General features: G+C 72.6%; 20 protein-coding genes and 1 pseudogene. 15 read left to right on the top strand and 6 right to left on the bottom strand.

The features are described from left to right. Window positions 1-100 precede the first annotated feature (100 nt). The gene (locus tag IEY56_RS02045; RefSeq protein WP_189035274.1) at window positions 101-901 is read left to right on the top strand and encodes a thioesterase family protein; all 801 of its coding nucleotides are present in this window, start codon (window positions 101-103) and stop codon (window positions 899-901) included. A gap of 13 nt (window positions 902-914) precedes the next feature. On the opposite strand, the gene IEY56_RS02040 is transcribed toward IEY56_RS02045, so the two are convergent. Further along, a complete protein-coding gene (locus IEY56_RS02040) occupies window positions 915-3,437 on the bottom strand; it encodes a beta-galactosidase (RefSeq protein WP_229711472.1) in 2,523 nt (840 codons plus the stop codon). 163 nt (window positions 3,438-3,600) lie between these two features. On the opposite strand from IEY56_RS02040, the gene IEY56_RS02035 reads away from it, so the two are divergent. The 5 genes from IEY56_RS02035 (at window position 3,601) to IEY56_RS02015 (ending at window position 10,329) form a co-directional block, all read left to right on the top strand. Continuing rightward, a complete protein-coding gene (locus IEY56_RS02035) occupies window positions 3,601-4,626 on the top strand; it encodes a LacI family DNA-binding transcriptional regulator (RefSeq protein ID WP_229711471.1) in 1,026 nt (341 codons plus the stop codon). A 124-nt stretch (window positions 4,627-4,750) separates the two neighbouring features. Continuing rightward, entirely contained in the window at window positions 4,751-6,421 is a 1,671-nt protein-coding gene (locus tag IEY56_RS02030) for an ABC transporter substrate-binding protein (RefSeq protein WP_189035272.1), read from the top strand. A gap of 5 nt (window positions 6,422-6,426) precedes the next feature. After that, window positions 6,427-7,422, top strand: a complete 996-nt coding sequence (locus IEY56_RS02025; RefSeq protein WP_189035271.1) for an ABC transporter permease — start codon at window positions 6,427-6,429, stop codon at window positions 7,420-7,422. After that, a complete protein-coding gene (locus IEY56_RS02020; RefSeq protein ID WP_189035270.1) occupies window positions 7,419-8,360 on the top strand; it encodes an ABC transporter permease in 942 nt (313 codons plus the stop codon). The genes IEY56_RS02025 and IEY56_RS02020 overlap by 4 nt, the downstream gene beginning before the upstream one ends. A 1-nt stretch (window position 8,361) precedes the next feature. Continuing rightward, window positions 8,362-10,329, top strand: a complete 1,968-nt coding sequence (locus tag IEY56_RS02015) for an ABC transporter ATP-binding protein (RefSeq protein ID WP_189035269.1) — start codon at window positions 8,362-8,364, stop codon at window positions 10,327-10,329. A 190-nt stretch (window positions 10,330-10,519) separates the two neighbouring features. On the opposite strand, the gene IEY56_RS02010 is transcribed toward IEY56_RS02015, so the two are convergent. Then, the gene (locus IEY56_RS02010; RefSeq protein ID WP_229711470.1) at window positions 10,520-12,052 is read right to left on the bottom strand and encodes an alpha-amylase family glycosyl hydrolase; all 1,533 of its coding nucleotides are present in this window, start codon (window positions 12,050-12,052) and stop codon (window positions 10,520-10,522) included. Between the two features lie 179 nt (window positions 12,053-12,231). Here IEY56_RS02010 and IEY56_RS02005 point away from each other — a divergent pair, with 179 nt between their 5' ends. The 5 genes from IEY56_RS02005 to IEY56_RS01990 all read left to right on the top strand — a co-directional run bounded on the left by IEY56_RS02005 (window position 12,232) and on the right by IEY56_RS01990 (window position 18,797). Then, a complete protein-coding gene (locus IEY56_RS02005) occupies window positions 12,232-13,848 on the top strand; it encodes a phosphodiester glycosidase family protein (RefSeq protein WP_189035268.1) in 1,617 nt (538 codons plus the stop codon). 207 nt (window positions 13,849-14,055) lie between these two features. Next, the gene (locus IEY56_RS02000) at window positions 14,056-15,666 is read left to right on the top strand and encodes an FAD-dependent oxidoreductase (RefSeq protein ID WP_189035267.1); all 1,611 of its coding nucleotides are present in this window, start codon (window positions 14,056-14,058) and stop codon (window positions 15,664-15,666) included. A gap of 145 nt (window positions 15,667-15,811) precedes the next feature. After that, window positions 15,812-15,889 carry a 50S ribosomal protein bL37 gene (locus IEY56_RS29020; protein ID WP_373292019.1) on the top strand — a complete coding sequence of 26 codons (78 nt, stop codon included), beginning with the start codon at window positions 15,812-15,814 and terminating at the stop codon, window positions 15,887-15,889. A gap of 262 nt (window positions 15,890-16,151) precedes the next feature. Then, on the top strand, window positions 16,152-17,972 hold the full coding sequence (locus IEY56_RS01995; RefSeq protein ID WP_229711469.1) for a glycoside hydrolase family 43 protein: 1,821 nt from the start codon (window positions 16,152-16,154) through the stop codon (window positions 17,970-17,972). 162 nt (window positions 17,973-18,134) lie between these two features. Then, window positions 18,135-18,797, top strand: a complete 663-nt coding sequence (locus tag IEY56_RS01990) for a dienelactone hydrolase family protein (RefSeq protein WP_229711468.1) — start codon at window positions 18,135-18,137, stop codon at window positions 18,795-18,797. Between the two features lie 57 nt (window positions 18,798-18,854). Here IEY56_RS01990 and IEY56_RS01985 read toward each other — a convergent pair whose 3' ends face one another. Together IEY56_RS01985 and IEY56_RS01980 are read right to left on the bottom strand one after the other, a co-directional pair. After that, complete coding sequence (locus IEY56_RS01985; protein ID WP_189035265.1) at window positions 18,855-19,268, bottom strand: SRPBCC family protein; 414 nt, start codon at window positions 19,266-19,268, stop codon at window positions 18,855-18,857. Then, complete coding sequence (locus IEY56_RS01980; RefSeq protein WP_189035264.1) at window positions 19,265-19,906, bottom strand: CGNR zinc finger domain-containing protein; 642 nt, start codon at window positions 19,904-19,906, stop codon at window positions 19,265-19,267. Before IEY56_RS01980 ends, IEY56_RS01985 begins: the two co-directional genes overlap by 4 nt. A 122-nt stretch (window positions 19,907-20,028) precedes the next feature. On the opposite strand from IEY56_RS01980, the gene IEY56_RS01975 reads away from it, so the two are divergent. The 3 genes from IEY56_RS01975 to IEY56_RS01965 all read left to right on the top strand — a co-directional run bounded on the left by IEY56_RS01975 (window position 20,029) and on the right by IEY56_RS01965 (window position 22,541). After that, a complete protein-coding gene (locus tag IEY56_RS01975; RefSeq protein WP_189035263.1) occupies window positions 20,029-20,478 on the top strand; it encodes a VOC family protein in 450 nt (149 codons plus the stop codon). 116 nt (window positions 20,479-20,594) lie between these two features. Then, a complete protein-coding gene (locus IEY56_RS01970) occupies window positions 20,595-21,599 on the top strand; it encodes a LacI family DNA-binding transcriptional regulator (RefSeq protein ID WP_189035262.1) in 1,005 nt (334 codons plus the stop codon). Between the two features lie 171 nt (window positions 21,600-21,770). Further along, window positions 21,771-22,541 (top strand): SDR family NAD(P)-dependent oxidoreductase, encoded by a 771-nt coding sequence (locus IEY56_RS01965; protein ID WP_189035261.1) that lies wholly within the window; start codon window positions 21,771-21,773, stop codon window positions 22,539-22,541. Between the two features lie 51 nt (window positions 22,542-22,592). Here IEY56_RS01965 and IEY56_RS01960 read toward each other — a convergent pair whose 3' ends face one another. Beyond that, window positions 22,593-23,024: a protein-tyrosine phosphatase family protein gene (locus IEY56_RS01960; RefSeq protein ID WP_189035260.1), complete on the bottom strand. Its 432-nt coding sequence runs from the start codon at window positions 23,022-23,024 to the stop codon at window positions 22,593-22,595. Continuing rightward, the gene (locus tag IEY56_RS01955) at window positions 23,021-24,082 is read right to left on the bottom strand and encodes a hypothetical protein (RefSeq protein ID WP_189035259.1); all 1,062 of its coding nucleotides are present in this window, start codon (window positions 24,080-24,082) and stop codon (window positions 23,021-23,023) included. Before IEY56_RS01955 ends, IEY56_RS01960 begins: the two co-directional genes overlap by 4 nt. Before the next feature lie 81 nt (window positions 24,083-24,163). On the opposite strand from IEY56_RS01955, the pseudogene IEY56_RS01950 reads away from it, so the two are divergent. Continuing rightward, window positions 24,164-25,123: pseudogene (locus IEY56_RS01950) on the top strand (helix-turn-helix domain-containing protein); the annotation flags it as partial. Window positions 25,124-25,154 lie beyond the last annotated feature (31 nt).

Raw genomic sequence — 25,154 nt, 5'->3', positions numbered from 1 at the left:
CCGGAGCCCGCACGGGGCCGCACGGATGCGGTGCGGCGCCGAATGCCCCGTCCCCGTAGGGTGATTCGCGTCGCCGGGAGCGGGGAGAGCAGGAGTGGACGTGCGGGAGAGCAGCGCCGAGGCCTTCTTCGAGCAGGACGGCCGGGCGCGGTACGTGCCCAGCGGTTACACGCGCGGCCCCTGGGCCGCGGACAGCCAGCACGCCGGTCCCCCTGCGGCGTTGCTCGGACGGGCCGTGCTACGGCGTGAGGACGCCCGCGAGGACATGCTTCTGGCCCGGATCACATTCGAGATCACCAGACCCGTCCCCCTGAAGCCGCTGGAGTTGGCCACCCGCGTCCTGCGGGAGGGGCGCAGCGTGGAGCTGGTCGAGGCGACCCTGACGCCGGAGGGCGGGCAGGAGGTCATGCGGGCGAGGGCGTTGCGCATCCGCACCGAGCCGGACTCGGTGCCGGAGGTGGTCAGCGGGCCCGTGGTCGCGCCGCCGGAGAGTTCCGCCGCACAGCCGTTCTTCGACGTGCCGTGGGAGAAGGGCTACCACACGGGCATGGAGTTCCGCTTCGCTTCTGGCTCGTTCCGCGAGCAGGGGGCGGCGGCCTGCTGGCTGCGGATGAGGGTGCCGCTGGTGGCCGGCGAGGAGGCCGCTCCCCTGGACAGGGTGCTGATCGCCGCGGATTCGGGGAACGGGGTGAGCAACGTGCTGGACTTCTCGCGGCACGTGTTCGTCAACCCTGATCTGACGGTCCATCTGCACCGCTATCCGTGCGGCGAGTGGGTGTGCGTCGACGCCGCGACCAGCATCGACGGAGCCGGGGTGGGCATGGCGGAGTCCGCGCTCCACGACGAGCGCGGCCCCATGGGGCGGGGCGTGCAGAGCCTGTTCGTCTCGGCACGCCCCTGAACTGCCCCTCAGGTCACGTGAGTTGGATACGCAGCACGCTGCCCGGGCTGCCGCCGGGCCAGCTGACCAGCTGCCCCTCCGCGGTGGACGACACCTCGGCGCCGGCGTCCGCGGTGACACGCCTGGCGGTCTCCAGCAGCGCCTGGCCCGGGCCTTCTCCGCGCCGCAGCACCACGGTCGAGCCGTCGCCCGCGCCGTCCAGTTCGGCTGTGGACCAGCGCAGCACCGCCCCCTCCAGCCGTACGTCCAGCGGCAGCATCAGACCGCTGCGGGCCGCCAGTTGGAAGCGGAAGCCCCCGGCCACGGGCGTCTGCCCGAGCGCGGCCGTGAAGTTCTGGGCGGACGGCGCCACGTTGACGAGGTGCAGCAGCCGCTGCCCTTCGCCGTCGGCGGTGGTGGTGGCGACGAGCCCCGGTGACGCCCCGTCGAGGGTGATGCGGCGTCCCACGCCCAGGCGGGCCGTCAGCCCCCGCCAGAACGCCAGATGGCAGGGGTAGTCGCAGGCCACCACGATCGCCCGGCCGCCGCCGTCGAGGGCCACCTCGACGGCGGCCGGAGAGCCGTCGGCGACGTCGAGCGCCAGCGGCTGCGACGTGCAACCGAGGGCCGTCCGCAGCCGCTGTACGAAACCGGCCCGCACCTCCGGCTGCTCCGGGAGCCAGCCCGTCGCGCGGACGGAGGGGAAGTAGCCGACGCTGCCGTCGAGCGTGGCGCCGGCGGTGAGCCCCAGCGCGTCGGCGAGGACCGTGCAGGGCGTGCCGTCCTCCTCGTGCGTGGGGAGGAGCCCGTGCAGCAGGAGCCGTCCGCCGCCCTGTACGAACGCGGCCAGCCGCTCCTGGACTTCGCGGCCGAGGACGGGCGGGCTCGCCAGGGCGACGGCGGGACCTTCCGGGTCGAGGCGCGCCCCCGCCGAGTGGGGTGCGGCGGAGAGGTCGACGGCGCGGAAGGAGTGGCCGCCGAGCAGCAGCGCACGGGCCAGCACGTCCCGTGCCCCCATGCCGCGGAAGCGTTCCAGCTCGCCGACCTGCCGGCGCCGCGCCTGTGCCGCCGGGTGCGCGTACTCGGTCAGGTAGTGGTCGGGTACGTAGCCGAGGACGACGTCATCGTGTTCCTCGTCCATGGCGGCGAGGAGGTGCTCGGCGCCGGCGACGGCCCGCACGGCACTGCGCGTGGCCTCGTAGGTGCTGCTGGGGCGGCCTTCCGGGTCGAGCGGGGCGGCGAAGCCGTGGCGTTCGCCGGTGAAGGCGATGCGGTCGTTGCCGTCGCCGACGGGTTCGTCGAGGGGCGGGTTGTGGCCGCCGGCGAACAGGTAGTAGTTGATCAGCCGGTTGCCCTGGGCCACGCACAGCCGTGTCTTGAGCTCCGTGGCCTCCGGGGAGACCAGCCTGCTGAGGTCCTCTCCGTAATCGCCGGTGCCCGCCTCGAACTCCAGTGACGTCAGCGGTTGTTCGGCATCGTGGACGGCCGCCATGAACGCGTTCATCACGTACAGGTCGGGCACGTTCTCGACGGTGAGTTCGCCGATGTAGTGGTCCGAGCCGGAGGTGGTCTGGGGGCGGCCTGCGTACGCGGCCGAGAGCTGGCTGATGGCGATGGGGAAGGTGCGGCCGCGCCCTTCGGCCGTTCCGTGCAGGTTGACCAGGAACGGCACGCCGTCGATGCCGTGCCGGCGGGCGAGGTCGCTGAGCCGGTGGACGTACTCCGCGTAGCGCTCGCGGTGGTGGACGCCGAGCTCGTGGTGGAGAGCGAGCTGCTGCGCCTCGGTTCCGCCGGGTGTTCCACCGCAGCGCCACCACGACGCCCACGCCGCCGCGTCGCCGGGGTCGGCGCCGAACCGGGCCAGAGCGCCCTGCCTGCCGAAACGGCGTTCGGCGCGCCTGGCGAGGGCGGCGAGTGAACTGTCCGTCATCTCCGGGGTGTTGGTGACCCAGGAGAGCATGCCCACCTCGTTGTCCAGCTGCACCGCGGCGACGGGACCGCCCCGGGTGGTGAGGCGTTCCGCGAGGACGGGCATGACGGCGGCGTACCAGCGTTCCACGTGGCCGAGGTAGCCCGGATCGAGGTAGTCGAGGGTCTCGGTGGGGCCCCGTTCGCCGTCCCAGCCCAGCGGGCGGGCCTCGGGATGCTCGCGGTAGACGCGGAAGGGGATCCCCTCGTTCTTCAGCTCCGCCATGATGAACGGCCCGGGCCGCGCGATCACCGACAGGCCCCTCGCGGCTGCGAGTTCGAGGAACCCGACGAGGTCCCGGTACTCGCTGGTGCCGCCGTCCAGATCGATTTCTCCCGTCGGCGTCTCGTGCACCAGCCACGGGATGTAGGTTGCCACCGCGGTGCATCCGGCGGCGGCCAGCTTCTCAAGCCGGTCGGCCCAGTCGCTGCGTCGCAGGCGGAAGTAGTGGACCTCCCCCGCCATCAGGATTCTCGGCACCCCGTCGACGAGGAGCCGGCGGCTCTCCAGCCGCACCTCCCCGGCCGGCGGCCTTCCGGCCTGCTCAGGTCGGGCGGTACGGCGGCCTGCGGTCTGTGGTGTGGTCACGAAAGGGTCCTCACCGTGGTCCGGTTCGAAAACGGGTGGTCGCGCCGGGGGCGTGTACTCGGGTCTTGCCACTGCGGAGGGGATCTGCTTAGGTTCCTGAAACCGGTCTCAAGAAACCGGTTTCAGGAACCTATCCGGAGCTTCTCTGATGAGCAACAGCCGCGTGAACGTTCGTTGGGTGGCCGAGCAGGCCGGCGTGTCACCCGCCACCGTCTCGCGCGTCTCGCGCGGATCGGCCCAGGTCTCGCCCGAGCTCCGCGAGCGGGTCATGCGGGTCATCGAGGAACACGGTTACCGGCCCAACCACTTCGGGCGGGCGCTGGCCGAGAAGCGGCACGGATCGCTGGGCCTCGTCTTCCCCGGGCTGTCGGGCCCCTACTTCTCGGAGCTGATCCAGGGCTTCGAGTCGGAGGCGCTGGAGACCGGAGACCAGGTGCTGCTGCTCTCCTCGCACTACCGCTCCGACACCGACGCGAAGGTCCTGGACCTCGCGGGCAGGGTCGACGGCATGGCCATCCACGCCGGCACGGTCTCCGAGGCGATGATCGAACGCGTCTCCCAGACGATCCGCGTGGTGGTGATGGCCCACAAGGCGGGCCCGGCGCACGCCTCCGTCAGCACGGACAGCGGCACCGTGGGCACCCTGACCCGGCACCTTCTCGTCGAACACGGCTACCGCAGGCTCGCGTTCGTCGGCACCCCCGAGGGGTCGCCCGACGTGACGGCGCGCTGGGAGGCGTTCCTCGCCGCCCACGCCGAGACGGGCGCCCGGCCGCCGGCCGGGCCCACGCTCGTCGGCCTCGCGCAGGCCGACGGCGCCATCGCCGCGCAGAAGCTCCTGGACTCGGAGGAGGAACCTCCGGACGCCGTGGTCTGCGCCAACGACGAGACGGCCCTCGGTCTGATCCTCGGCGCGCTCGGCCGTGGCATGCGAGTTCCGGAGGACATCGCCGTCACCGGTTTTGATGACATGCCCATGGCGGCGCTCGTCCAGCCGGGCCTCACGACGGTGCGTCAGCCGGTGCGCGAACTGGCCACGGTCACCGCCCGGTTGCTGCACGCTCCGCTCACACAGCGGGACGGCGACACCCTCCTTACGACGGACGTGGTACTGCGCGGATCGTGCGGCTGCCCGGACAGGCCTTCCGGCGAGACGGGCCGGGACGCCACCGCCGGCGGTGACAGCTGAACTGCCTCTGCCACGACGGGGGGACCGGGCGCGCCGCCGAACGGCGGTTCCCGGCACGCACGTGACCGATCACCACAGCCGGCGCATTCCAACCCGCCGGTGGCACCGATGGAGGTACTCGACGATGAGTCGACCACGGAGCACGTCCACCGTCCTCGTGACGGGCACCGCAGTCGTCAGCCTGCTGCTCTCAGGCTGTACGGGCACCGAGGGAACGGGGGAGTCCACCGGCGCCGGCGGCAGGATCGACTACCTCAACTTCGGCGACTTCGGCGGCGGCGCCGCACCGAAACCGAACTACAACCCTTTCCTCGACGCGGTGAAGCTCAGCTCCACGGGCTACATCTTCGAACGCCTCTACATAATCGAGGGCAACAGCTGCAAGGAGAAGCCGTGGCTGGCCAGCGCCTACGAGTGGGAGACCCCCGAGAGGCTGGTCTTCGACATCCGCCCGAAGGTGAAGTGGAACGACGGCAGGCCGTTCACCGCTGACGACGTCGCCTTCACCTTCGACATGATCAAGAAGCACCCGGCCCTGGACACCAAGGGCGCCTGGGCGAACCTGAAGTCGGTCGACGCCCAGGGCCAGAAGGTCGTCTTCACCTTCAAGGAGGCGGGTGCCTCCTCCTTCACCGCCATCAACGAAGTACCCATCGTCCCCGAGCACATCTGGTCCAAGGTGAAGGACCCCAAGACCTTCACCAACGCCAAGAACCCTGTCGGCACGGGCCCGATGAAGATGAAGTCCTTCAGCCCGAAGCAGCTGGTGACCGAGCGCAATCCCCGCTACTGGCAGGCCGAGAAGGTCAAGGTCAACGAGCTGCGCTTCAACAAGACCGACGCCGGCGGGCAGGTGGAGCAGCTGAAGCTCAGCCGCGGCGAGTACGACCAGCAGGGCCTGTACGTACCGGACATCGAGAAGACGTACGTCAAGCGGGACCCGGAGCACCACAAGTACTGGTACGCGCCCGGCGGCGCCGTGAGCGTCTACATGAACCTCACCAAGGCGCCGTTCAAGGACGTCCGCTTCCGCCGCGCGCTGACCAAGGCCTTCGACCACCAGAAGGTCGTGAGCAAGGCGCAGCTGGGCTACGTCACGCACGCCAGTCAGAGCGGCCTCATCGTCCCCGGCCAGAAGGACTTCCTGCCCCGGAGCCTCCCGGACGAGGGCCGCATCGGCTACGACCCGAAGGCTGCGAGCGCGGCCCTCACCAAGGCCGGCTACAAGCGCGACTCGCAGGGACGGCGGCTGGGCAAGGACGGCAAGCCCATCTCGTTCAGCTTCAAGGTCCCCGGTTCCTACAACGACTGGGTGGCCTCCGCCAAGATCCTCACGGACAACATGAAGGCCCTTGGCCTCCAGGTGGACATGGAGACGCCGACGCCCACCGCGCACGAGGAGGACCGCGCGACGGGCAACTACGAGATGACGTTCGGCGTGCTGCCCGGCACCTGCAACAACTACACCAACTTCGCGGATCCGCTGAGCAGCGAGAAGACCGCTCCCATCGGTGAGAAGGCGCCCAGCAACACGGTGCGCTGGAAGGACGCGCGGACGGACAAGCTGCTGGACCGGCTGCGCCTCACGGTCGACCGCGACAAGCAGAAGCAGGCCGTGGCCGGGCTCGTCGACGTGATGATGACCGACGTGCCGATGATCCCGGTCTGGTACGGCGCGAAGTGGTTCCAGTACAAGACGACGAAGGCCGAGGGCTGGCCCGACGAGAACGACCCGTACGCGGCCGCCGGCGACAACCTCGTCTGGCTGACCCACCTCAAGCCCGCCAAGGACTGAGTGACATGACGTTCTTCGTCCGGCGTGCCGGCTTCTTCCTGGCGACCCTGTGGGCGGCGGTGACGCTCAACTTCCTCATCCCCCGGCTGGAGCCCGGGGACCCGGCCGAGGCGCTCCTGGCCCGGCTGAGCAGCAGGACCGAGGCGGTCGACCCCGCCCAGCTCGCGGCTGTACGGAAGTTGCTCGGCACGCCGGACGGGAACCTCCTCCAGCAGTACTGGGAGTACCTCGGTGCGCTCGCCCAGGGCCACTTCGGCGTCTCGTACACCTACTACCCGTACTCGGTGACGGACGTGATCAGCGAGGCGATGCCGTGGACCCTGGTCCTCGTCGGCGTCACCCAGGTCATCTCGTTCGCCGTGGGCACGGTGCTCGGGGCGTGGGCGGCCTACCGCCGCAACAGCAGGACGGACTCGCTGATCACCCTCGGGTCGACGTTCATCGGCACGCTGCCGTTCTTCTGGATCGGCCTGCTGCTGATCTTCGTCTTCGCCATCACCCTCAACTGGTTCCCGGAGGGCGGCGGTTACGGGGGCGGCAGTCAGCCGGGCTGGACCTGGCTGTTCTTCTCCGACGCCTTCCAGCACAGCGTGCTGCCCGCAGTGTCGCTGCTGATCACCGGGCCCATCGGCTGGATCCTCGGGATGCGCAACAACATGGTGCAGAACCTCGGCGAGGACTACGCGCGGCTGGCCCGCGCGAAGGGACTCTCGCGGCGCCGCATCGCGCTCACCTACGGGGCGCGCATCGCCGTCCTCCCCAACGTCACGGGGTTCGCGATCGCCCTGGGCAGCATCCTCGGCGGCACGGTGCTCGTCGAGAGCATCTTCAACTACCCGGGAATGGGGCGGCTGTTGCTGGAAGCGGTGTCCAACAAGGACTTCCCGCTGATGCAGACCCTGTTCCTGTTCACCACTGTCGGCGTGCTGCTGGCGAACTTCCTCGCGGACGTCGCGTACGGATTCCTCGACCCGCGCGTCAGGCGGAAGGAGGCAGCATGACCACCGCCCACGGCAACGCGACCGCGGCGGCGCCCGCTCCGGGCGCCGACACCGAAAGCGTGGGGATCGCGGCGCTCGACGCCGGCAAGTCCCGCCGCATGCCCGGCTGGTTCGTCATCCTGTGGCGCAACGGAAAGTGCCGCGTGGGGCTGCTGATGCTCGCGGCGTTCACGCTGGTCGCGGTCTTCGCTCCGCTCATCGCGCCCTACGATCCGCGCCTGGAGGACTTCGCGACGTCGGAGGCGCCCTCGGGCGCCCACTGGCTGGGCACGACCGCTCAAGGTGAGGACGTCTTCTCCCAGCTCGTCCACGGGGCCCGCACCTCGCTGCTGGTGGGCGTGGTCGCGGGTGTGCTGAGCACGCTGATCGCCGTGGCGGTCGGTCTCACCGCCGGCTACCTGCAGGGAGTGGTGGACGAGGTCCTGTCGTTCTTCATCAACCTCGGTCTCGTCGTACCGGTGCTGCCCCTGATGATCACGCTGGCGGCGTACGCCCCGGTGAAGGGGCTCTGGCTGATCATCGCCGTCATCACGGTGACCGGCTGGGCGCACGGCGCGCGCATCAAGCGCGCCCAGATCATCACCCTGCGGACTCGGGACTACGTCACGGCCGCCAAGTTCGCGGGCGACAGCACGGCGCGCATCATCGCGTACGAGATCGTGCCCAACATGATGTCGCTGATCGTCGTCGGGTTCATGGGCTCCGCTCTCGGGGCGATCGGCGCGGAGGCGGGGCTGGCGTTCCTCGGCCTGGGCGACCCGCAGACCGTCAGCTGGGGCACGATGCTCAACCAGGCCAGCCTCGGCGGTGCGATGACGACCGGGCAGTGGGCGTGGGTGGTCGCACCGGGCCTCGTGCTGGCGCTGCTGGTCACCTCCTTCACGCTCGTCAACTTCGGCGTCGACGCGCTGAGCAACCCCCATCTGAGGGAGGACTGAGATGCCCCTGCTGCAGGTGGAGGATCTTCAAGTCACCTACAGTCCCCGCGACTCGGCAGCCGTACGGGCCGTGGACCACGTCAGCTTCACCGTCGGCGAGGGCGAGTTCGTCGGCCTGCTCGGGGAGTCGGGCTGCGGCAAGTCCACGCTCGGGCACGCGGTACTGCGTCTGCTGGAGAAGCCCGCGGCGATCACCGGCGGACGGATCACCTTCGACGGCCGCGACGTGACACGTCTCGACGAGGACGAACTCCGGCCGATGCGCTGGGCCGACCTGTCCACGGTGTTCCAGTCGAGCATGAACTCGCTCAACCCGGTCATCACCGTGCGCGAGCAGTTCGCCGACGCAATCGCCGCCCACCCCGAAGCGACCGGCGGCAAGGTCGACGTCGACGAACGGGCGGGCGAGCTGCTGGAGATGGTCTCCCTGGACCGCGGGGTGCTGCGCCGCTACCCGCACGAGCTGTCCGGCGGCATGAAGCAACGCGTCGCCCTGGCCCTGGCGTTGGTGCTGCGGCCCCGCTTCGTGCTGCTCGACGAGCCGACGACCGGCCTGGACGTGGTCGTGCAGCGCGACATCCTGGACCGGCTGCGGGAGTTGCAGCGCAGGCTCGGATTCGCCGTGCTCTTCATCAGCCACGACCTGGGCACCGTCATGGAGATGGCGGACCGCGTAATGGTCATGTACGCCGGGGAGATCGTCGAGAGCCGGCCCGCGGCGGACATGGTGGTGCGGCAACTGCACCCCTACAGCGCCGGGCTGCTCGGCTCGTACGCGGACCCGCGCGACGCCGACGTCGAGGTCGCCTACACCCCGGGACGGCCGCCGGACCTGTCGCGCAGGCACGACGGCTGCCTCTTCCAGCCCCGCTGCCCCGTCGCGGTCGACGCCTGCCGGACGCGGCATCCGTCGCTCGTGCCCGTGGAGCGGGGCGAGGCCAGGTGTCTGCTGCTCGAGGGGCCGGCGGAGCAGGCCGCACACGGCGGCCGGCAGGGGGCCGAGGCAGCGCCGGGGACCGCCTCGGCCCCGGTCCCGCCGCCTGTGCGGAACGTGGCCGTCTTCTCCACGACGGCCGACTCCCGGGGACGGGAGGGCGGGGAGCCCGTCATGACCGTGGAGGGCGTCGGCAAGACCTACCGCACCAAGCGCGGACTCGGCTTCACCTCGACCCGCGCCGTGCGGAACGTGTCGTTCACGCTGCGCCCAGGGCGGGTCAGCGCACTGGTCGGCGAGAGCGGGTCGGGAAAGTCGACGATCGCCCGCCTGCTCACCGGGGTGGAGCGGCCCAGCCGGGGCAGCGTCCGCTTCAAGGGCACCCGCGTGGACCGGCTGCGGCGCAGTGCGCTGCGCCGCTACCGCCGGCACGTCCAGCTCGTCTTCCAGGACCCGTTCTCCGCGCTCAACCCGACGCGCACGCTCGCGTACGCGCTGGGCCGGCCGCTCCGCAACCACCTGGGCATGGACGGCAGACAGGCGCGGGCGCGGGCGGCGGAGCTGCTGGAGACCGTCGGGCTGAGCCCGGCGGAGCAGTACCTGGACAAGCTGCCCAGCCAGCTCTCCGGAGGGCAGCGGCAGCGCGTCGTCATCGCGAGGGCGCTGGCGCCGGAGCCGGAGGTGCTGATCGCGGACGAGCCCATCTCGATGCTCGACGTCTCCATCCGGGCCGAGATCCTCGAGCTCCTCGACACGCTGGTGCGCGACCGTGGCATCGCCATGCTCTACATCACCCACGATCTGCTCAGTGCCAGGCTCCTCGCCGACGAGGTGATGGTGCTCAACCAGGGATCGATGGTGGAGCACGGCCCCACGCTCGAGGTGATCGGCGACGCCAAGGACCCGTACACGCGGCGGCTGCTGGCCGCGATTCCCCGGCCGGGCACGTCACGCGTCCCCGCCATGGCCGGGTCCCCCGCCGAAGCCGCGACGGGCGGTACCGGCGGAGCGGAGCAGCGACCGCCCGGGATCTGACGGGGCAGCGGTCGCAGGCAGGTACCGCGGTGATTCTCCGGGTGGCGTACTCGATGGGGTGGTGCGTCACCCGGCTCCGCGTCGTCAGAGCATGACCGCGGTGCGTTCTCGTCCTGATGGACGCGGACTCGTCTGCCGCCCATGGCCGCGGACTTGCCGGCTGAGAGGTGCGGGCCGCGCTCGCCGCGCGTCAGCGCAGCCAGGCCGTTCCGGGTGAGGGCAGCCGGCCTTCCGCATCCAACGGGCGGCTGGAGGAGAGCAGTTCGCCGCCCCATGTCTCCAACGGCAGTGACTCGCCTGTTGAGTTGAGCACGCAGGCGACCTCGCCCCGCCGGAAGGCGAGCACCCCGTCCGGAGCGGGCAGCCACTCGGGCCACGGGGCCTCCCGCAGGCCCGACCGGGCACGCAGCGCACCGCGGACCCTGTTCAACGCCGAGCCGGTGTCCTCGTGCTGGGCCTGCACGCTTCGTTCGCCCCAGCCGGGCGGCTGCGGCAGCCACGGGCTCTGCTGGGCCCCCGGCGGGGAGAAGCCGTGGTGGCCCTCGCCGGCACGGGTCCAGGGCAGCGGCACGCGTGCACCGTCCCTGCCGCGGTCGGTCCCGCCGGAGCGCACCCACGAGGGGTCCCTCAAATCCTCGTCGGCGAGCTGCACTTCGGGCAGGGCCAGCTCGTCGCCGGCGTAGAGGTACGTCGCGCCGGGCAGGGCGAGCAGCAGCCACAGCACGGCCAGAGCGCCCTCGCTCCCCCAGCGGGACGCCGCCCGCGTGACGTCGTGGTTGCCGTGCGGCCAGGCCGGACGCCTGCCCTGCCGCGCCGCCGCTTCCAGGTACGAACGCACGGCGCGGCCCAGGGCTTCGGCGTCGAGGGGTGTGAAGACGACGTCCATGGCGAACGCCTGCTGCAGTCCGCCGGGACGGATGTACGGCTCGCCGAGCCAGGCCGGTCCCCAGGTCTCCGCCACCCCGTACCGGCCGGGACGCTCCGCGAGTATCTCGGCGAACCGGCGGTGGATGCGGTGCACTTCGGGCCGGTCGCTGAAGGGGTGATCGTCGCCGGGGCGTCGCTCTCCCTCGGGAGCGGGAGGGTAGCCGGGTGCTTTCGCCAGGGCCCCCGCGGCGTCGAAGCGCAGCCCGTCGAAGCCGCGGTCGAGCCAGAAGCGCACCGTGGCCTCGACGTCGGCGCGGACCTCCGGATGGCCCCAGTCGAGGTCGGGCTGTTCGACGTCGAAGAGGTGCAGATACCACTCACCGTCCCCGAGCGGCTCCCATGCGGACCCGCCGAAGAGCGACCGCCACTGGGAGGGCGGCGCGCCGTCGCGGCCGGGCGCGATGTGGTAGCGGGCGCGCATGGGGTCGCCGGGGCCGCCCGACCGGGCCTGACGGAACCAGGGATGCTGCGCGGAGGTGTGGTTGGCGACGATGTCGCCGACGACGCGCAGTCCGCGTGCGTGTGCCTGCTCGATCAGTTCGTCCACGTCGGCCAGGGTGCCCATCGCGGGATCGACCGCCCGGTGGTCGATGACGTCATATCCGGCGTCCGCCTCGCCGCTGACGTAGAAGGGGTTGAGCCAGAGCGCGTCCACGCCCAGCTCGGCCAGATGGTCCAAGTGCCCCAGCAGGCCCCGCAGATCGCCGGTACCGTCGCCGTCCGCGTCCGCGAAGCTGCGCAGATAGACCTGGTACACGACGGCGTCACGCCACCACGGTGCTTCTCGGGCGCTCATGTTGTGGCTCCTGCGACGTGCGGGGACGGCTGCGCACCACATCACAGCACACCGCGCCAGCGGGCAGCGCCGCCGCCCGGTATCCGGAACGCGGGCTGCCGACGGGGCCGTCGCGGACAGTATGTTCTGCGCGGCACCGCCGTTCCGCCGCCCGCCCGACCTGCCTCAGTGGAGAGTCCATGGCCGCCAGTTCACGAGTCCGCACCCGCCGCACCGTCCGCCCCTTCCGCATGCGCACGGCCGGCACGGCGGGCGCGCTGGCAGCCGTCAGCATCGCGCTCCTCACGGCGCCGCCGGCGGACGCCGACGGCATGGACGGGCCCGGACCCCGGGTGCCCGGAGCGCTGTCGGGCTGGGACCGCCAGCGGATCGCCCCGGGCGCCGACCTGTACTCCGGTCTTCTCCGGGACGGCGGGAGTGCACGCTGGACCGTGACGGTCAGCGAGGACGGCGCCCAGATCCTCAGCGCCGGACAGGCCCGGGACACCGCCCGCGGCCTCCGCCGAGCGGGGTTCGCACCCCGCACGGAGCGCGTCGACTGGCCCCGCGGTTCCGCCGACCGGCACGGGACCCTCGGGATGCGGGTGCGTGTCGGGAGCCACGCCTCGAAGGAGGAGGCGGACGAGCAGCGCGCGGAGCTCGGCGAGGCGGGCTTCGCGGCGGCGACGGAGTGGACAGGCGGTGACGGCGCGGGACGCGGCGGCCGTACCCGCGTCAACGCGGCCGTGATCGACCCCCGCCGCTTCCGGGGCTCCCTCGGCAGCGACGACGGCGCCGCCGTCGCAGGCAGGGAGAGACTCACCACGCTCTCCTCACGGGCGGGGGCGCTGCTCGGCGTGAACGCCGGCTTCTTCGTGATGGAGGACGAGGACGGCGTGCCCGGGGCCGCCGCCGGAGTGGCGGCGCAGGACGGCCGGCTGCGGAGCGCGGCGACGAACGGCCGGATCGCGGCGGTGCTCCGCGGCGACGGGCTGCGGCCCGAACTGGTCCGTCTGCGCACGGAGTTGAGCGTCAGAGCGGAGGGCAGTGCCGGTCGCGGAGCGACCAGGACGGTCGACGGCGTCAACCGGCAGCCCGGCCTGATCCGCAACTGCGGCGGCGTGGGAGGGGACCGCCCGACCGAACTCCCCCTGCACGACGTGACATGCACCGACCCGCACGAACTCGTCCTCTTCACCGCGCAGTTGGGAACCTCCACCCCTGCGGGGAAGGGCGTCGAGGCAGCTCTGGACCGTACCGGCCGCGTGCTGGAACTGCGGGCGCGCGGCGGGAAGGTGCCAGCGGGCGGCGAGGTGCTCGCGGGGACGGGAGCGGGCGCGCGCTGGCTCCGCGCGCACGCGAGGCCCGGGACGGTCCTGAAGGTGCGCGAGCGCGTCCTCGACGAGGGCGGGCGCAGGGTGCGTCTCGGTGCCGGCGACGACATCGTCAACGGCGGCCCGCAACTCGTGCGCGACGGCCGGGTCTCCGTCGACTTCGGCGCCGACGGCATCGACCGGCCGGGAGAACCCTCGGCGGCCTACGCGTGGGGCCTCAAGCGCAATCCGCGTACCGCCCTGGGCGTGGACCGCCGGGGGCGGATCCTCCTCGTCACCGCGGAGGGCAGGCAGCCCGGCTACAGCGACGGTCTCTCGGTGACGGAGACGGCGCGGCTGATGGCCTCGCTCGGGGCGGTGCGGGCGATGAACCTGGACGGCGGGGGCTCGACCGGCATGACCCTCGGCGGTGCGCTGATCACGCGGCCCTCGGACCCCGCGGGCGAACGCGCCATCGGCGACGCGCTGCTTCTGGAACGGTGAGCGCACGCCGCTCCGCCCTCCACGGCACGCGCGGGTCCGCCGGCGTCCGCTCCCCGCCCCCGAGATCCGCACCCTTGAGGCCGTGCTGCCAGGGCAGGGATGCATCCGGCCGGCCCCTTCGGGACCGGCGGTGACCAGCACGATCCGCGTGCCGCACCCCGCGAGGGCGGCGTGCGGGCACAGCCACGGAAAGAGAACACGCAAGCCATGCCTGAGATTCGAGCGGACCTCGTCGTCGCCGGCGGAAGCCTCGGCGGGGTCGCCGCGGCGCTCGCCGCCTGCCGCCTCGGACGGCGCGTCGTCCTGACGGAGGAGACCGACTGGCTGGGCGGCCAGCTCACCTCCCAGGCGGTGCCGCCGGACGAGCACCCCTGGATCGAGAAGTTCGGCTGCACGGCGTCCTACCGGCAGCTGCGCGAGGACATCCGCGGTTACTACCGCACGTGGTATCCGCTCACGGAGCGGGCCAGGGACTGGAATGCGCTCAACCCCGGAGCGGGCCGCGTCAGCAGGCTCTGCCACGAGCCCCGGGCGGCGCTGTCGGTGATCGAGGCGCGTCTCGCGCCGCACATCGCCGCGGGACGGCTCACCGTGCTGCTCGGCCACCGCGTCAGCGGCGCGGAGACGGACGGGGACCGCGTCCGCTCCCTGCACGTGCGCGGGCCGGGCGGTGAGTCCACCGTCCTGACCGCGCCGTTCTTCCTCGACGCCACCGACCACGGCGACGTGCTCCCCGCGGCGGGAGCCGAGTACGTCATCGGGGCCGAGAGCGCGGACGAGCACGGTGAGGCCCACGCGCCCGGGACCGCCGCCCCCGGCAACATCCAGAGCTTCACCGTCACCTTCGCCCTCTCCCACCACGAAGGGGAGGACCACACGATCGACCGTCCGGACGGCTACGACGCCTGGCGCGCGTACGAGCCGGACTTCTGGACGGGGCCGCTGCTGAGCTTCACCGCCCCCGTGCCGAGCACGCTCGAGCCGCGGGAGCGGTGGCTGGAGCCCAACCCGCCGGACGAGCCGGTCGCGCAGCTCGCCGACCCGGCTCGCGACCACGGCGACAGCGAGCTGTGGATGTTCCGCCGCATCCTCGCCCGCGGGCTGCACGCGCCGGGCGCCGTCCCCTCCGACATCACGCTGGTCAACTGGCCGATGAACGACTACTGGCTGGGTCCGATCGTCGACGTCGACGAGGCGACCGCTGCGGAACACCTGCACCAGGCACGTCAGTTGAGCCTCTCGCTCCTCCACTGGCTGCAGACCGAGGCCCCCCGGGCCGACGGCGGCACCGGTTTCCCCGGCCTGAGGCTGCGTCCGGATGTGACGGGCACGGCGGACGGCCTGGCCAAGGCGCCGTACGTAAGGGAGTCCCGGCGCATCCGGGCGCTGCACACCGTCACGGAGAACGACGTCTCCCTCGACGTGGCCGGCCCGTACGGCGGCACGCGTCACGCCGACTCGGTGGGCATCGGCTCGTACCGCATCGACCTGCACCCGTCGACGGGCGGCGACAACTACATCGACATCCCGAGCGTGCCGTTCCAGATCCCGCTGGGGTCCCTCGTCCCCGTCCGCGTACGCAACCTGCTGCCCGCCTGCAAGAACCTCGGCGCCACGCACATCTCCAACGGCTGCCTTCGCCTCCATCCGGTGGAGTGGAACATCGGGGAGGCCGCCTCGCTGCTCGCCGTCTTCTGCCTGGAGCGCGGTGCCGAGCCCCAGCAGGTGCACGGTGACGAGACGCTGAGCGCGGAGTTCTGCCGGCTGCTGGAGCAGCAGGGGATCGAGCGCGCCTGGCCCGACGTGCGGGGTTACTGACCGGCCCCGGGGCCGGGCCCGTTTGGAGATGACGGGGCGCGCATGGTGGGGTGCTGCTCACGAACCGTTGGTGGCCCGCCGGCGGGCGTACGCACGTACAGCCGCCTGACGGGGCACCCGGCAAGCACCACAGAAAGGAGCCGGCATGTCATCGAAGCGGCGCCGCAAGAAGAAGGCACGTCGCAAGAACGCGGCCAACCACGGCAGGCGGCCCCAGTCCTGAGGACGGGCCCCGGCCCGGCGGCCTGAGTGCCCGGCCGCCTCCCGCAGCCGTCCACCGCTTCCGCAGCGGTGGGCGGCTGCGGCGTCTCTCCACCCCTCCCGCCCGCACGGAGGCCCGGCGCGAACTGGGCTCGGGGGCGGAACGGGAGGTGATTCCAAGGTCTTTGTCATGGTGACGAGCAGTCCCCGCACCAGTCTTTACAACGTTGTACCTACGGCTATAGAACGAGCGTGCCGCTGTGAGGACCCGGGGAGGGCCAGTGATGTCAAGCAGTTCCGGTGCACGCATCCGTCGCACGCTCGCAGGATCGGCTCTGCTGATCCCGTTGGCGTTCGTGCCGCACTCGTACGGTGCGTCCGCTTCCGCCGACGCCAGGTCAGACGGCCCCGGAGCGCGGGCACTCACCTACCGCAACCCGGTCTCGAGCGGTTTCGCGGACACCTTCGCCGACCCCGCTGTCGTACGCGGCAAGGACGGCTACTGGTACGCGTTCGGCACCACCGACCCGCTCCGCAGCGGCGAGGGCGAGCCGCACTCGCTGCCCATCGCCCGCTCGGCCGACCTCGTCGACTGGTCCTACGTCGGCGACGCCCTCGACGAGGACAACGCCCCCGACTGGGCCGACGAGAAGAACGACGCCGCCTACTGGGCGCCGGACATCAGCTACCACGACGGCCGCTACTGGCTCTACTACGTCGTCACCCAGACCGACGCCACCGGTGAGAAGGACGACAGCGCCATCGGCGTCGCCACCGCGTCCCACCCGGCGGGCCCGTGGAAGTCGCACGACGAGCCCGTCGTCGAACCCAGGCGCGGCAGCGGGGACGAGGACGACTTCCTGTGGACGTTCGACCCCGCCCACGTCGTCGACACGGACGGCCGCCGCTACCTCTACTACGGCTCGTACTACGGCGGCATCGAAGTGACCGAGCTGTCGGCCGACGGCAGGCGGACGGTGGGGAAGCCGACGAAGGTCGCCACCGACAACAGGTTCGAGGGCGGCTACGTCGTCCGGCGGGGCGGCTACTGGTATCTGTTCGCCTCCTCCGGTGACTGCTGCGCCGGGCCCACGACCGGGTACTCGGTCTTCGTCGGGCGCTCCAAGTCGGTGCGCGGACCGTTCAAGGACCGCGAAGGCGTCGCGCTGACGGCCTCCCGTACGGGCGGGAGCATCGCGCTCACCCCCAACGGCAACCGCTGGGTGGGCACGGGGCACAACGCCGTCGTGAAGGACCTGGCCGGACAGGACTGGATGCTCTACCACGCCATCGACCGGTCCGACCCGTTCCTCGACGAGCCGTACGGCATCAACCGCCGCCCCATGCTCATCGACCGGCTGGACTGGGTCGACGGCTGGCCGGTCGTGCGCGGAGGCAAGGGCGCCTCCGAGGGACGGCAGCTCGCCCCCGTCACCGGCCCCCCGGGCCACGCCCCCGATGCCCGGCCCGGAGCGGAGCAGCACGCACCGGGCACGCCGGGCCGGCTCGACGCGTCCCGCAGCGACGAGTTCGACGGCGAGCAGCCCCGCCCGGGCTGGCAGTGGGTGCGTGATCCCGCGGGACGGGTGGAGAAGGGCCAGTACGTCTGGCCCACGCAGGACGCCGACCTGCACAAGGACGACAACACGGCCTCCGTCATGTTGCGGAAGGCCCCCGAGGGGGACTTCACGGTCGAGACGAAGCTCGGCATCGACCTGGGCGAGGAGAAGGAGCGCAACTTCCAGCAGGGCGGGCTGATCGCGTACGTCGACGACGACAGGTACCTGCGCCTGTCCCACGCGGCCATCTGGAACACCCGGCAGACCGAGTACGGCAAGGAGCAGCCCTACGAGGGCGACATCTCCTACGGCTCGACCTCCGTGGGGCCGCCCGCCGCGACCACCTGGCTGCGGCTGAGGCACACCAGGGACCATCGCAGCGGCGAACGGCGCGTGCAGGCGTTCACCAGCCGCGACGGCCGGACGTGGATCGCGGGCGGAACGTGGACGCTGCCCGGCGACAGCGAGCTGCGGACGGGCCTGGTCTCCATGGGCGGCGAGGGCGCCACCGCGGAGTTCGACTACTTCCGCGTCTACCGGCACTGAGCTGTCGGCGCCTCCGCCCGCACCGGGCGCGGAGCCCGCCGCGAGGAGTCCGCCGCCACGAAGAGTCCGCCGGCCCCATAGGCACGGACCCGTCCCATGCATACGACCCCGGAACCACGGCTACCTGGGAGGAGTACGGACAGCCGGCCGGAAGGGGAATCTGTGACGGTCTCGGAAGCAGTCTCGGTCTCCGCGCCGGGCAGCGTGGAGCTCGCGGGCGACCTGGAGGTGCCGCCCTCGGCCCGCGGCGTCGTCCTCTTCGCGCACGGCAGCGGCAGCTCGCGGCACAGCCCCAGGAACAGGGCGGTCGCCGAGGCGCTGCGCCGGAACGGATGGGCCACGCTGCTGATGGACCTCCTCACCGAGGGCGAGGAGCAGTCCGACGCGGTGAGCGGCGAGTTCCGCTTCGATGTCGCCCTGCTGGGCGAGCGCACCGCCGCCGCGGTCGACTGGCTCGCGAAGTACCCGGCGACGGGCTCGCTGCCTGTGCACCTCTTCGGTGCCAGCACGGGTGCCGCGGCCGCTCTCGTGGCCGCGGCGGAGCGCCCGGACCGCGTGGTCTCCGTCGTCTCCCGCGGCGGGCGTCCGGACCTGGCGGGGGACGCCCTCGGACGGGTACGCGTGCCGGTGCTTCTGCTGGTGGGCGGCCGGGACGAGCACGTACTGGAGCTGAACCGCAAGGCAGCGGAGGAGCTCCCGGAGACGCACCGCGTCCAGGTCGTGCCCGGGGCGACCCATCTGTTCGAGGAGCCGGGCGCGCTGGAGCAGGTCGCGGCGGCCGCGCAGGACTGGTTCCTCCAGGCGGCCGACGCCGGCCCGGGGTGAACCGTCCCCACGCTCTCCTCCGTCTCCGGGTGCGGGGCCCGGCCGGGTGCCGCGCGGTCAGACTGCGGGCGTGAGCGCGTACGTGACGCGCTCCATCACCGCTCGCCAGTGGTGCCGCTGCCGTTCTCGCTCCTGCGCGTCGGCGAGTCTCTCCTGGTGGAACTGGAGCACGGACCTGCTCCCCCGCGCCTGGATGGTGAACTGGACGGTGCTCTCTCCGCCTTCCGGCGGACGGCGCGTCAGGCGGAGGCGGACGCCGGGCTGGCAGCCGCGCACCTCGCCGGCGGTGCCGTCGGCGAGGGTGTACCGGGCACCCCTGCGCAGCTCGACGGAGGGGCCCTCGCCGAGCCAGGCCGCCTGGCCTTCCGGACCGGTCAGGTAGTCCCATACCGCTCCGGGCGGCACGGGCAGGGTCTTGGAGACGCCGATCTCGTAGCCGGCGTCCTTCGTCAGTCCTGTGGGTCTGGTCATGACTCCTCCTTCTCGTCGCTCTCGCGTGCGTCGTCCCTCACGCGCCGGGCGCGAAGGGCCCGGACCTTGTGGCGGTTCCCGCAACGCTCCATCGCGCACCAGCGCCGGCGGCCGGGGCGCGAGACGTCCACGAAGACGAGACGGCAGTCGGGCGCCCCGCATTCGCGCACCCGGGAGGCGAAGGGACCCGTGAACAGCTCCACCGCGTCACGGGCTATGGCCGAGAGGGCCTGGCTGCCGGCTACGGACGGCTGCCAGCCGCGGGCTCCGTCCTCCTCCATCCGCGGGACGGGCGGAGGGTGGGCAGCGGCGCGGTTCACCTCCGCCGTATGGCGGGCCTCCCGCCTCTGCCCGTGCGCGGCGGCGCGCGCCAGTCCCCAGAGGGCGTCGCGGAGCCGGTGGGCCGCCGCCAGTTCGCCGCCGGTCACCCGGACGTCCTCCCGGGCCAGGCCAAGACGTGACCTCGCCAGCCATCCGGCCAGGTCGCCAGGTGTGCGGAGTACCTCGAAGGCCGCCAGGTCGCCCGGGCCGCCCGGGCCGCCCGTGGTGAGCAACTCAAGGCAGAGGGCTCCCGGGTCGAAGACGTATCGGGTGCCGTCGGGCGAGTGCATGACCAGGCCTGTTGCCTCGGCGTTCATGTAACCAGTATAAGTGGTTTCAGCGGGGGAGGCCGCACGGAATCCACTCGGCCGCTCGTCATCACCCTGACCCTCGCCCCTCGCCCCCGCCGCGCGAAGCTCTCCCCACCCTGGAGGACCCCATGGCCGTGGACTGGAAACTCGTCGTCGACTGCTCCGACCCGCTGCAGCTCGCCCGGTTCTGGGCCCTCGCCCTGGGCTACGAGGTGGAGGACAACAGCGCGCTCATCGACCGGCTCCTCGAAGCCGGAGCCGTCGGCGAGAACGACTACACCGTGGTCGACGGCCGTAAGGTCTGGCGCCTGCTGGCCGCTGTACGCCACCCCGACGATCCGGTCGACGCCGCCAGCGGCACGGGCCTGGGCAGGCGCCTGCTCTTCCAGGCCGTCCCCGAGGCGAAGCAGGGCAAGAACCGCCTCCACGTCGATCTGCACGTCGGCCCCGGGCAGCGCGACGCGGAGGTGCGCCGCCTCACCGAGATCGGCGCGAAGGTGCTGCACAGGGTCGAGGCGCAGGGCGGCAGCCACGTGACCATGGCGGACCCCGAGGGCAACGAGTTCGACGTCCAGTGAACGGCCGCCCGACCCCTCCCCCGCGCCGCGGGCGCCCCGCCGGGCGCGGGCGTCCCGCGGGCCCGCCGGTCTACGATGCGCCCCGCATGGGTCAAGTCAAGGAAAGCTGAGGGCAGTTGCCGAGCCGCGCCACCATCTACGACGTCGCAGCGGAAGCGGGCGTGAGCATCTCCACGGTCTCGCTGGCGCTCAACAACCCTGCCCGCGTGAGCGCCGGGACCCGCGAGCGCGTCCTGACCGCCGCGGACGCCCTCGGCTACACGCCCAAGACCGAGGCCGTGGTCAAGGCACGCAAGGGCGTCGGCCGTATCGGAGTGCTCGCGCCCTTCACCTCCTATCCCTCCGCGGCCCGGCGGCTGAACGGCGTGCTGCACGAGGCGGCGGGGCGGCCCCTCGAAGTCGTCGTCTTCGACCAGGAGTCGGCCGCTCGCAGCGCCTCCCCCCTGCTCGCGAGCCTGCCGCTGACCGGACAGCTGGACGGGCTCCTCGTGGTGAGCCTGCCGCTGGAGGAGGCCGCGGCCGGACGCCTGCGGGCGCAGGGGCTGCCGGCCGTCCTGGTCGACGTGCGCCACCCTGGCTTCGACTCCATCCACACGGACGACTCCTCCGGTGGCCGTCTCGTGGCGGAACACCTGACGGGGCGGGGCCACACGGACTTCGGGTTCGTCGGCGAGAGGCAGCAGTCCGACGACCACCTCTCCCCCACCCGCAAACGGCTGTCCGGGTTCCGCGCGTCCCTGACCGAGGCCGGATGCCCGCTCGGCGAAACCCACGTGCGGTTCACGGAGCACAGCCTGGAGGCGTCCGCCGCAGCGGCCGCCTCGCTGCTCTCCGGCGAGCAGCGCCCTACGGCGGTCTTCGCCGCTGACGACACCCTCGCCGCGGGCGTCGTGAGGGCGGCACAGCGCCTCGGCCTGGCGGTGCCCGGCGACGTGGCCGTGGCCGGGTTCGACGACAGCGAACTCGCCGAAGCCCTGGACCTGACGACGGTCCGCCAGCCTCTCGAGGAGTCCGGCAGGGCCGCTTTGGAACTGCTGCGCAAGCGGATGTCCGGCAAGGAGGCGGCAGCGGTACGGGAGGTCGCGCTCCGGCTGGAGCTGGTGCGGCGCGGCTCGACCTGAGACCGCGTCCAGCGGCGGCACCCGGGCCCCCGATGCGCCGGAGCGTGCCGCTCCCCGCCCCCTCCACGGGAGCGGAATCGAAGTGCTTCGACAGATGCAGTTGACATGGCTCGCGAGCGGAGGGAAGGGTGGTTTCGCCCCGGAAGGACGCGAAGCGAGGAGGGCGGACCCATGGGCGACGTCTACGTGGTGACCGGTGCGGCCCGCGGCATCGGCCGGGCCCTCACCGAGCGGCTGCTCCGCGATTCCCACGCGGTGGTCGCGGTCGACGTGGACGCGGCCGCCCTCCAGTGGGTCCGGGAGCACCCCTCCGCGGACCGGGCCGTCGCGGTGACCGGCAGCGCGGACGACCCCGCGGTGACCGAACGGGCCGCGGACCTCGCGCAGAGCGCCGGAACGCTGAAGGGCTGGGTGAACAACGCCGCCGTCTTCCGGGACGCCTCGCTCCACGACACCCCGGTCTCCGCCGTGCTCGGCCTGATCGCGGGCAGCCTCGACCCGGCGGTCGCCGGATGCGCGGCGGCCCTCCGCCGGTTCCTCGCGGACGGCACACCCGGCAGCATCGTCAACGTCACGTCGCACCAGGCCACTCGGGCCGTCCCCGGCTGCACGCCCTACGTCACCGCCAAGGCTGCCGTGGAAGGGCTGACCCGGGCGCTGGCCGTCGAGTACGGGCCGTACGGGATACGCGTCAACGCGGTCGCTCCCGGCTCCGTCGCCACGGAGCGCCACACCGGTCAACTCGCCGCCGCCGGCCCGGCAGTGGCGGCGCGCGTCGAGGACGAGCTGCGCGCGCTGCACCCGCTGGGCCGGGTGGGACGGCCCGAGGAGACGGCTGCTGCCATCGCGTACCTGCTCTCCCCCGACGCCGGGTTCATCACCGGTGCGACGGTGCCGGTCGACGGGGGGCGGACCGTCCTGGGGCGCGACCCGGACTGGTGACCGGACCCGACCGGCTTCGCGTCCGCGGAAGTCCGCCGGCGGGCGGCTCCCTCAGTCGGTGAAGCGCAGCACCCAGCGGCGCTGCCAGGGCGTCTCCACCGCGCGCGGGTCGTAGTGCCGGCGTACGAAGTCGACCGCTTCGGCGGGCGGCACGCCGTCCAGGACGGCCAGGGCGGCGAGCGCCGTGCCCGTGCGCCCGCGTCCGCCGCCGCATGCCACCTCGACGCGTTCGTCCGCGGCCCGCGACCAGGCCTCGCAGAGCAGCGCCTGGGCCTGGGTGCGGGAGCTGGGCACGCGGAAGTCCGGCCAGCGCAACCACCGTGAGTCCCAGGGGACTTCGGGTGGCTGCTTGCCGAGCAGGAACACGGAGAAGGCGGGCTGCGGGCCGGGCGGCAGCGGCCTGCGCAGCCCGCGCCCGCGCACGGAGCGCCCGGATGGCAGCCGGAGCACGCCGGGGGCACCCGTCTCCCAGGTCTCGGTCATCCGCGCAGACTACCGGCGGCTCTCACGCTGCCGCCACGGCTGTCACGTCTCGACGGCACCCGCCGTGAGCGCTCCGACGATGTGCCGCTGGAGCACGACGAAGAGCACCACCGCTGGCGCGACCACTCCTCGGGGAGGATCAGCTCGGTGCGCAGCTCGTGGCTTCCGTCCCGCAGCCGGGCCTCGTAGAAGATGCGGTGCCCCGCCGCTCCGGGAAGCGGCAGCACCTCGAGGTAGCGGACGTCGGCGACCGGCTCCCGCCCCAGGGCGCTGAACTGCGGGGCGCCGTCCACGACTTCCCCGGCGGCGAGGCCGGTCCGCTCGAACCAGTTCTCCTCCGCGCGGGCCCGCCCGTCGTAACTCGCACGGCCGTCGGGGAGGACGGACGTCAGCCGGGCGCCCCTGGCGTCCCAGGCACCGGGGCGCCCTCGGAGCACCGGGCCCCGCCAGCGCCATTCCAGACCGTCCTCGCTGGTCGCGTACGCGGTGAACATGCGGTCCTCGTGGCCGGGCCGGTCAAGGGGGTGGCAGCACAGCCACGCCTCCCAGCGCCCGTCGCGGCACCGGATCACCGGGTCCTTCACGGCGGTGGCGTGATCGCCGCGGAAGACGGGCCGCAGCACCGCACCGGGCAGCTCCTCCGCCGTGGGCGCCTCCAGCACGCCCACCCACCAGTGCTTCGTGCCGGGCGTGGCGCAGCTGACGTAGAGGCGAAGGGTGCCGGCGGGCGTCCGGACGAGAGCGGGCCGTTCGACCATCATCGCGTCCAGGCGGCCGCTCTCGAGGACCGCGACGGCGGTGTAGGTGCTGCCGTCGAAGGTGCGGGCGACGACGTTGCGGTCCTCCCCCGCATCCCGCACGCGGTACGCGAGGAGGAGCGAGCCGTCCGCGTCGTACAGGGCGCTGGGCGCGCCGGCCCAGCGCTGGGGGCCGCTCCCCGGTGCGGGGACGGCCACGGTGGCGGCGGTGGTGCCGGGCAGGGGGAAGGCACCGGTACCGGAGCCGCTGCCGGGAGCGGTGTGACCGGACTGCCCGGCCGGGTCTGTGCAGGTGTCCATGCCGGAAGCCTGCTCGGCTCCCGCTCAGAGCGATACTGGCAGGGATGTCAGGATCCCGGAACTTTCTGCCATGATGGGCTCATGCTCCGCAACGTCGTCGCGCTGGTGGGCGAGCAGGCAGCCGCTTTCGAACTGGGCGTCGTCGCCCAGGTCTTCGGGCTGGACCGCTCCGACGACGGCCTCCCCGTGCACGACTTCGCCGTGTGCGCCGCGACGCCCGGTCCCGTCCGGACGACGTCGGGCTTCACGCTGCTCGCCGGGCACGGCCCGGAGCGCGTCGCGGACGCCGATCTCGTCACCGTGCCTGCCTGGCCGCAGCTCGAAGCGGACCCGCCCCAGGAGCTGGTGGAGGCGCTGAGGGAGGCGGTCGCCCGTGGCGCCCGTGTGCTGTCCGTGTGCACGGGCGCCTTCCTGCTGGCGGCGGCCGGGCTCCTGGACGGGCGGGGGGCCGCCACGCACTGGCAGTTCGCCGACCGCCTCGCGCGCCGCTATCCGCGCGTGCGGGTGGACCGGGACGTGCTGTACGTCGAGGACGGCCCGGTCCTCACCAGTGCCGGCGCCGCTGCCGGCATCGACGCCTGCCTCCACCTCGTCCGTCTCGAGCACGGTGCGGCCACAGCCAACGCGCTGGCCCGCCGCATGGTCGTGCCTGCACACCGCTCGGGCGGGCAGGCGCAGTTCATCGAGATGCCCGTGCCCGCGGCGAAGACCGGATACGGGCTCACCGGACTGCTCGACTGGATGCAGGAGCACCTCGACGAGCCGCTGACGGTGGAGGCCCTGGCCGGCCGTGCGGCCATGTCGCCGCGTACCTTCGCCCGGCACTTCAAGGCGGCGACCGGTACGACGCCGCACCGCTGGCTGCTGGATCAACGGCTGCAGCTCGCCGAGGAGTTGCTGGAGAGCACCGCACTGCCGGTGGACGCCGTGGCGGCACGCGCCGGTTTCGGCAGCGGAGACACCCTGCGGCACCACTTCGCCGCCCGCCGCGGGGTGGGCCCCTCGGCTCACCGACGCACGTTCCGCAACGAGGAGCCCGCCCTGGGCCGGGCACCGCAATCCCACCGGAAGG

Origin of the sequence: Streptomyces daqingensis (genome assembly GCF_014645895.1) — a bacterium.
In the GTDB taxonomy this organism is placed as follows: Bacteria; Actinomycetota; Actinomycetes; order Streptomycetales; family Streptomycetaceae; genus Streptomyces; species Streptomyces daqingensis.
The sequence above is the reverse complement of the archived record's forward strand: the minus strand, read 5'-3'. Positions and strand labels throughout refer to the sequence as shown.

What these genes read in the sequence shown, in the direction of transcription:
- IEY56_RS02030 (WP_189035272.1), top strand. Translation starts at nt 4,751, where the DNA reads ATGAGTCGACCACGGAGCACGTCCACCGTCCTCGTGACGGGCACCGCA.
- IEY56_RS02025 (WP_189035271.1), top strand. Translation starts at nt 6,427, where the DNA reads ATGACGTTCTTCGTCCGGCGTGCCGGCTTCTTCCTGGCGACCCTGTGG.
- IEY56_RS02020 (WP_189035270.1), top strand. Translation starts at nt 7,419, where the DNA reads ATGACCACCGCCCACGGCAACGCGACCGCGGCGGCGCCCGCTCCGGGC.
- IEY56_RS02015 (WP_189035269.1), top strand. Translation starts at nt 8,362, where the DNA reads ATGCCCCTGCTGCAGGTGGAGGATCTTCAAGTCACCTACAGTCCCCGC.
- IEY56_RS02010 (WP_229711470.1), bottom strand. Translation starts at nt 12,052, where the DNA reads ATGAGCGCCCGAGAAGCACCGTGGTGGCGTGACGCCGTCGTGTACCAG.
- IEY56_RS02005 (WP_189035268.1), top strand. Translation starts at nt 12,232, where the DNA reads ATGGCCGCCAGTTCACGAGTCCGCACCCGCCGCACCGTCCGCCCCTTC.
- IEY56_RS02000 (WP_189035267.1), top strand. Translation starts at nt 14,056, where the DNA reads ATGCCTGAGATTCGAGCGGACCTCGTCGTCGCCGGCGGAAGCCTCGGC.
- IEY56_RS29020 (WP_373292019.1), top strand. Translation starts at nt 15,812, where the DNA reads ATGTCATCGAAGCGGCGCCGCAAGAAGAAGGCACGTCGCAAGAACGCG.
- IEY56_RS01995 (WP_229711469.1), top strand. Translation starts at nt 16,152, where the DNA reads ATGTCAAGCAGTTCCGGTGCACGCATCCGTCGCACGCTCGCAGGATCG.
- IEY56_RS01985 (WP_189035265.1), bottom strand. Translation starts at nt 19,268, where the DNA reads ATGACCAGACCCACAGGACTGACGAAGGACGCCGGCTACGAGATCGGC.
- IEY56_RS01980 (WP_189035264.1), bottom strand. Translation starts at nt 19,906, where the DNA reads ATGAACGCCGAGGCAACAGGCCTGGTCATGCACTCGCCCGACGGCACC.
- IEY56_RS01975 (WP_189035263.1), top strand. Translation starts at nt 20,029, where the DNA reads ATGGCCGTGGACTGGAAACTCGTCGTCGACTGCTCCGACCCGCTGCAG.
- IEY56_RS01965 (WP_189035261.1), top strand. Translation starts at nt 21,771, where the DNA reads ATGGGCGACGTCTACGTGGTGACCGGTGCGGCCCGCGGCATCGGCCGG.
- IEY56_RS01960 (WP_189035260.1), bottom strand. Translation starts at nt 23,024, where the DNA reads ATGACCGAGACCTGGGAGACGGGTGCCCCCGGCGTGCTCCGGCTGCCA.
- IEY56_RS01955 (WP_189035259.1), bottom strand. Translation starts at nt 24,082, where the DNA reads ATGGACACCTGCACAGACCCGGCCGGGCAGTCCGGTCACACCGCTCCC.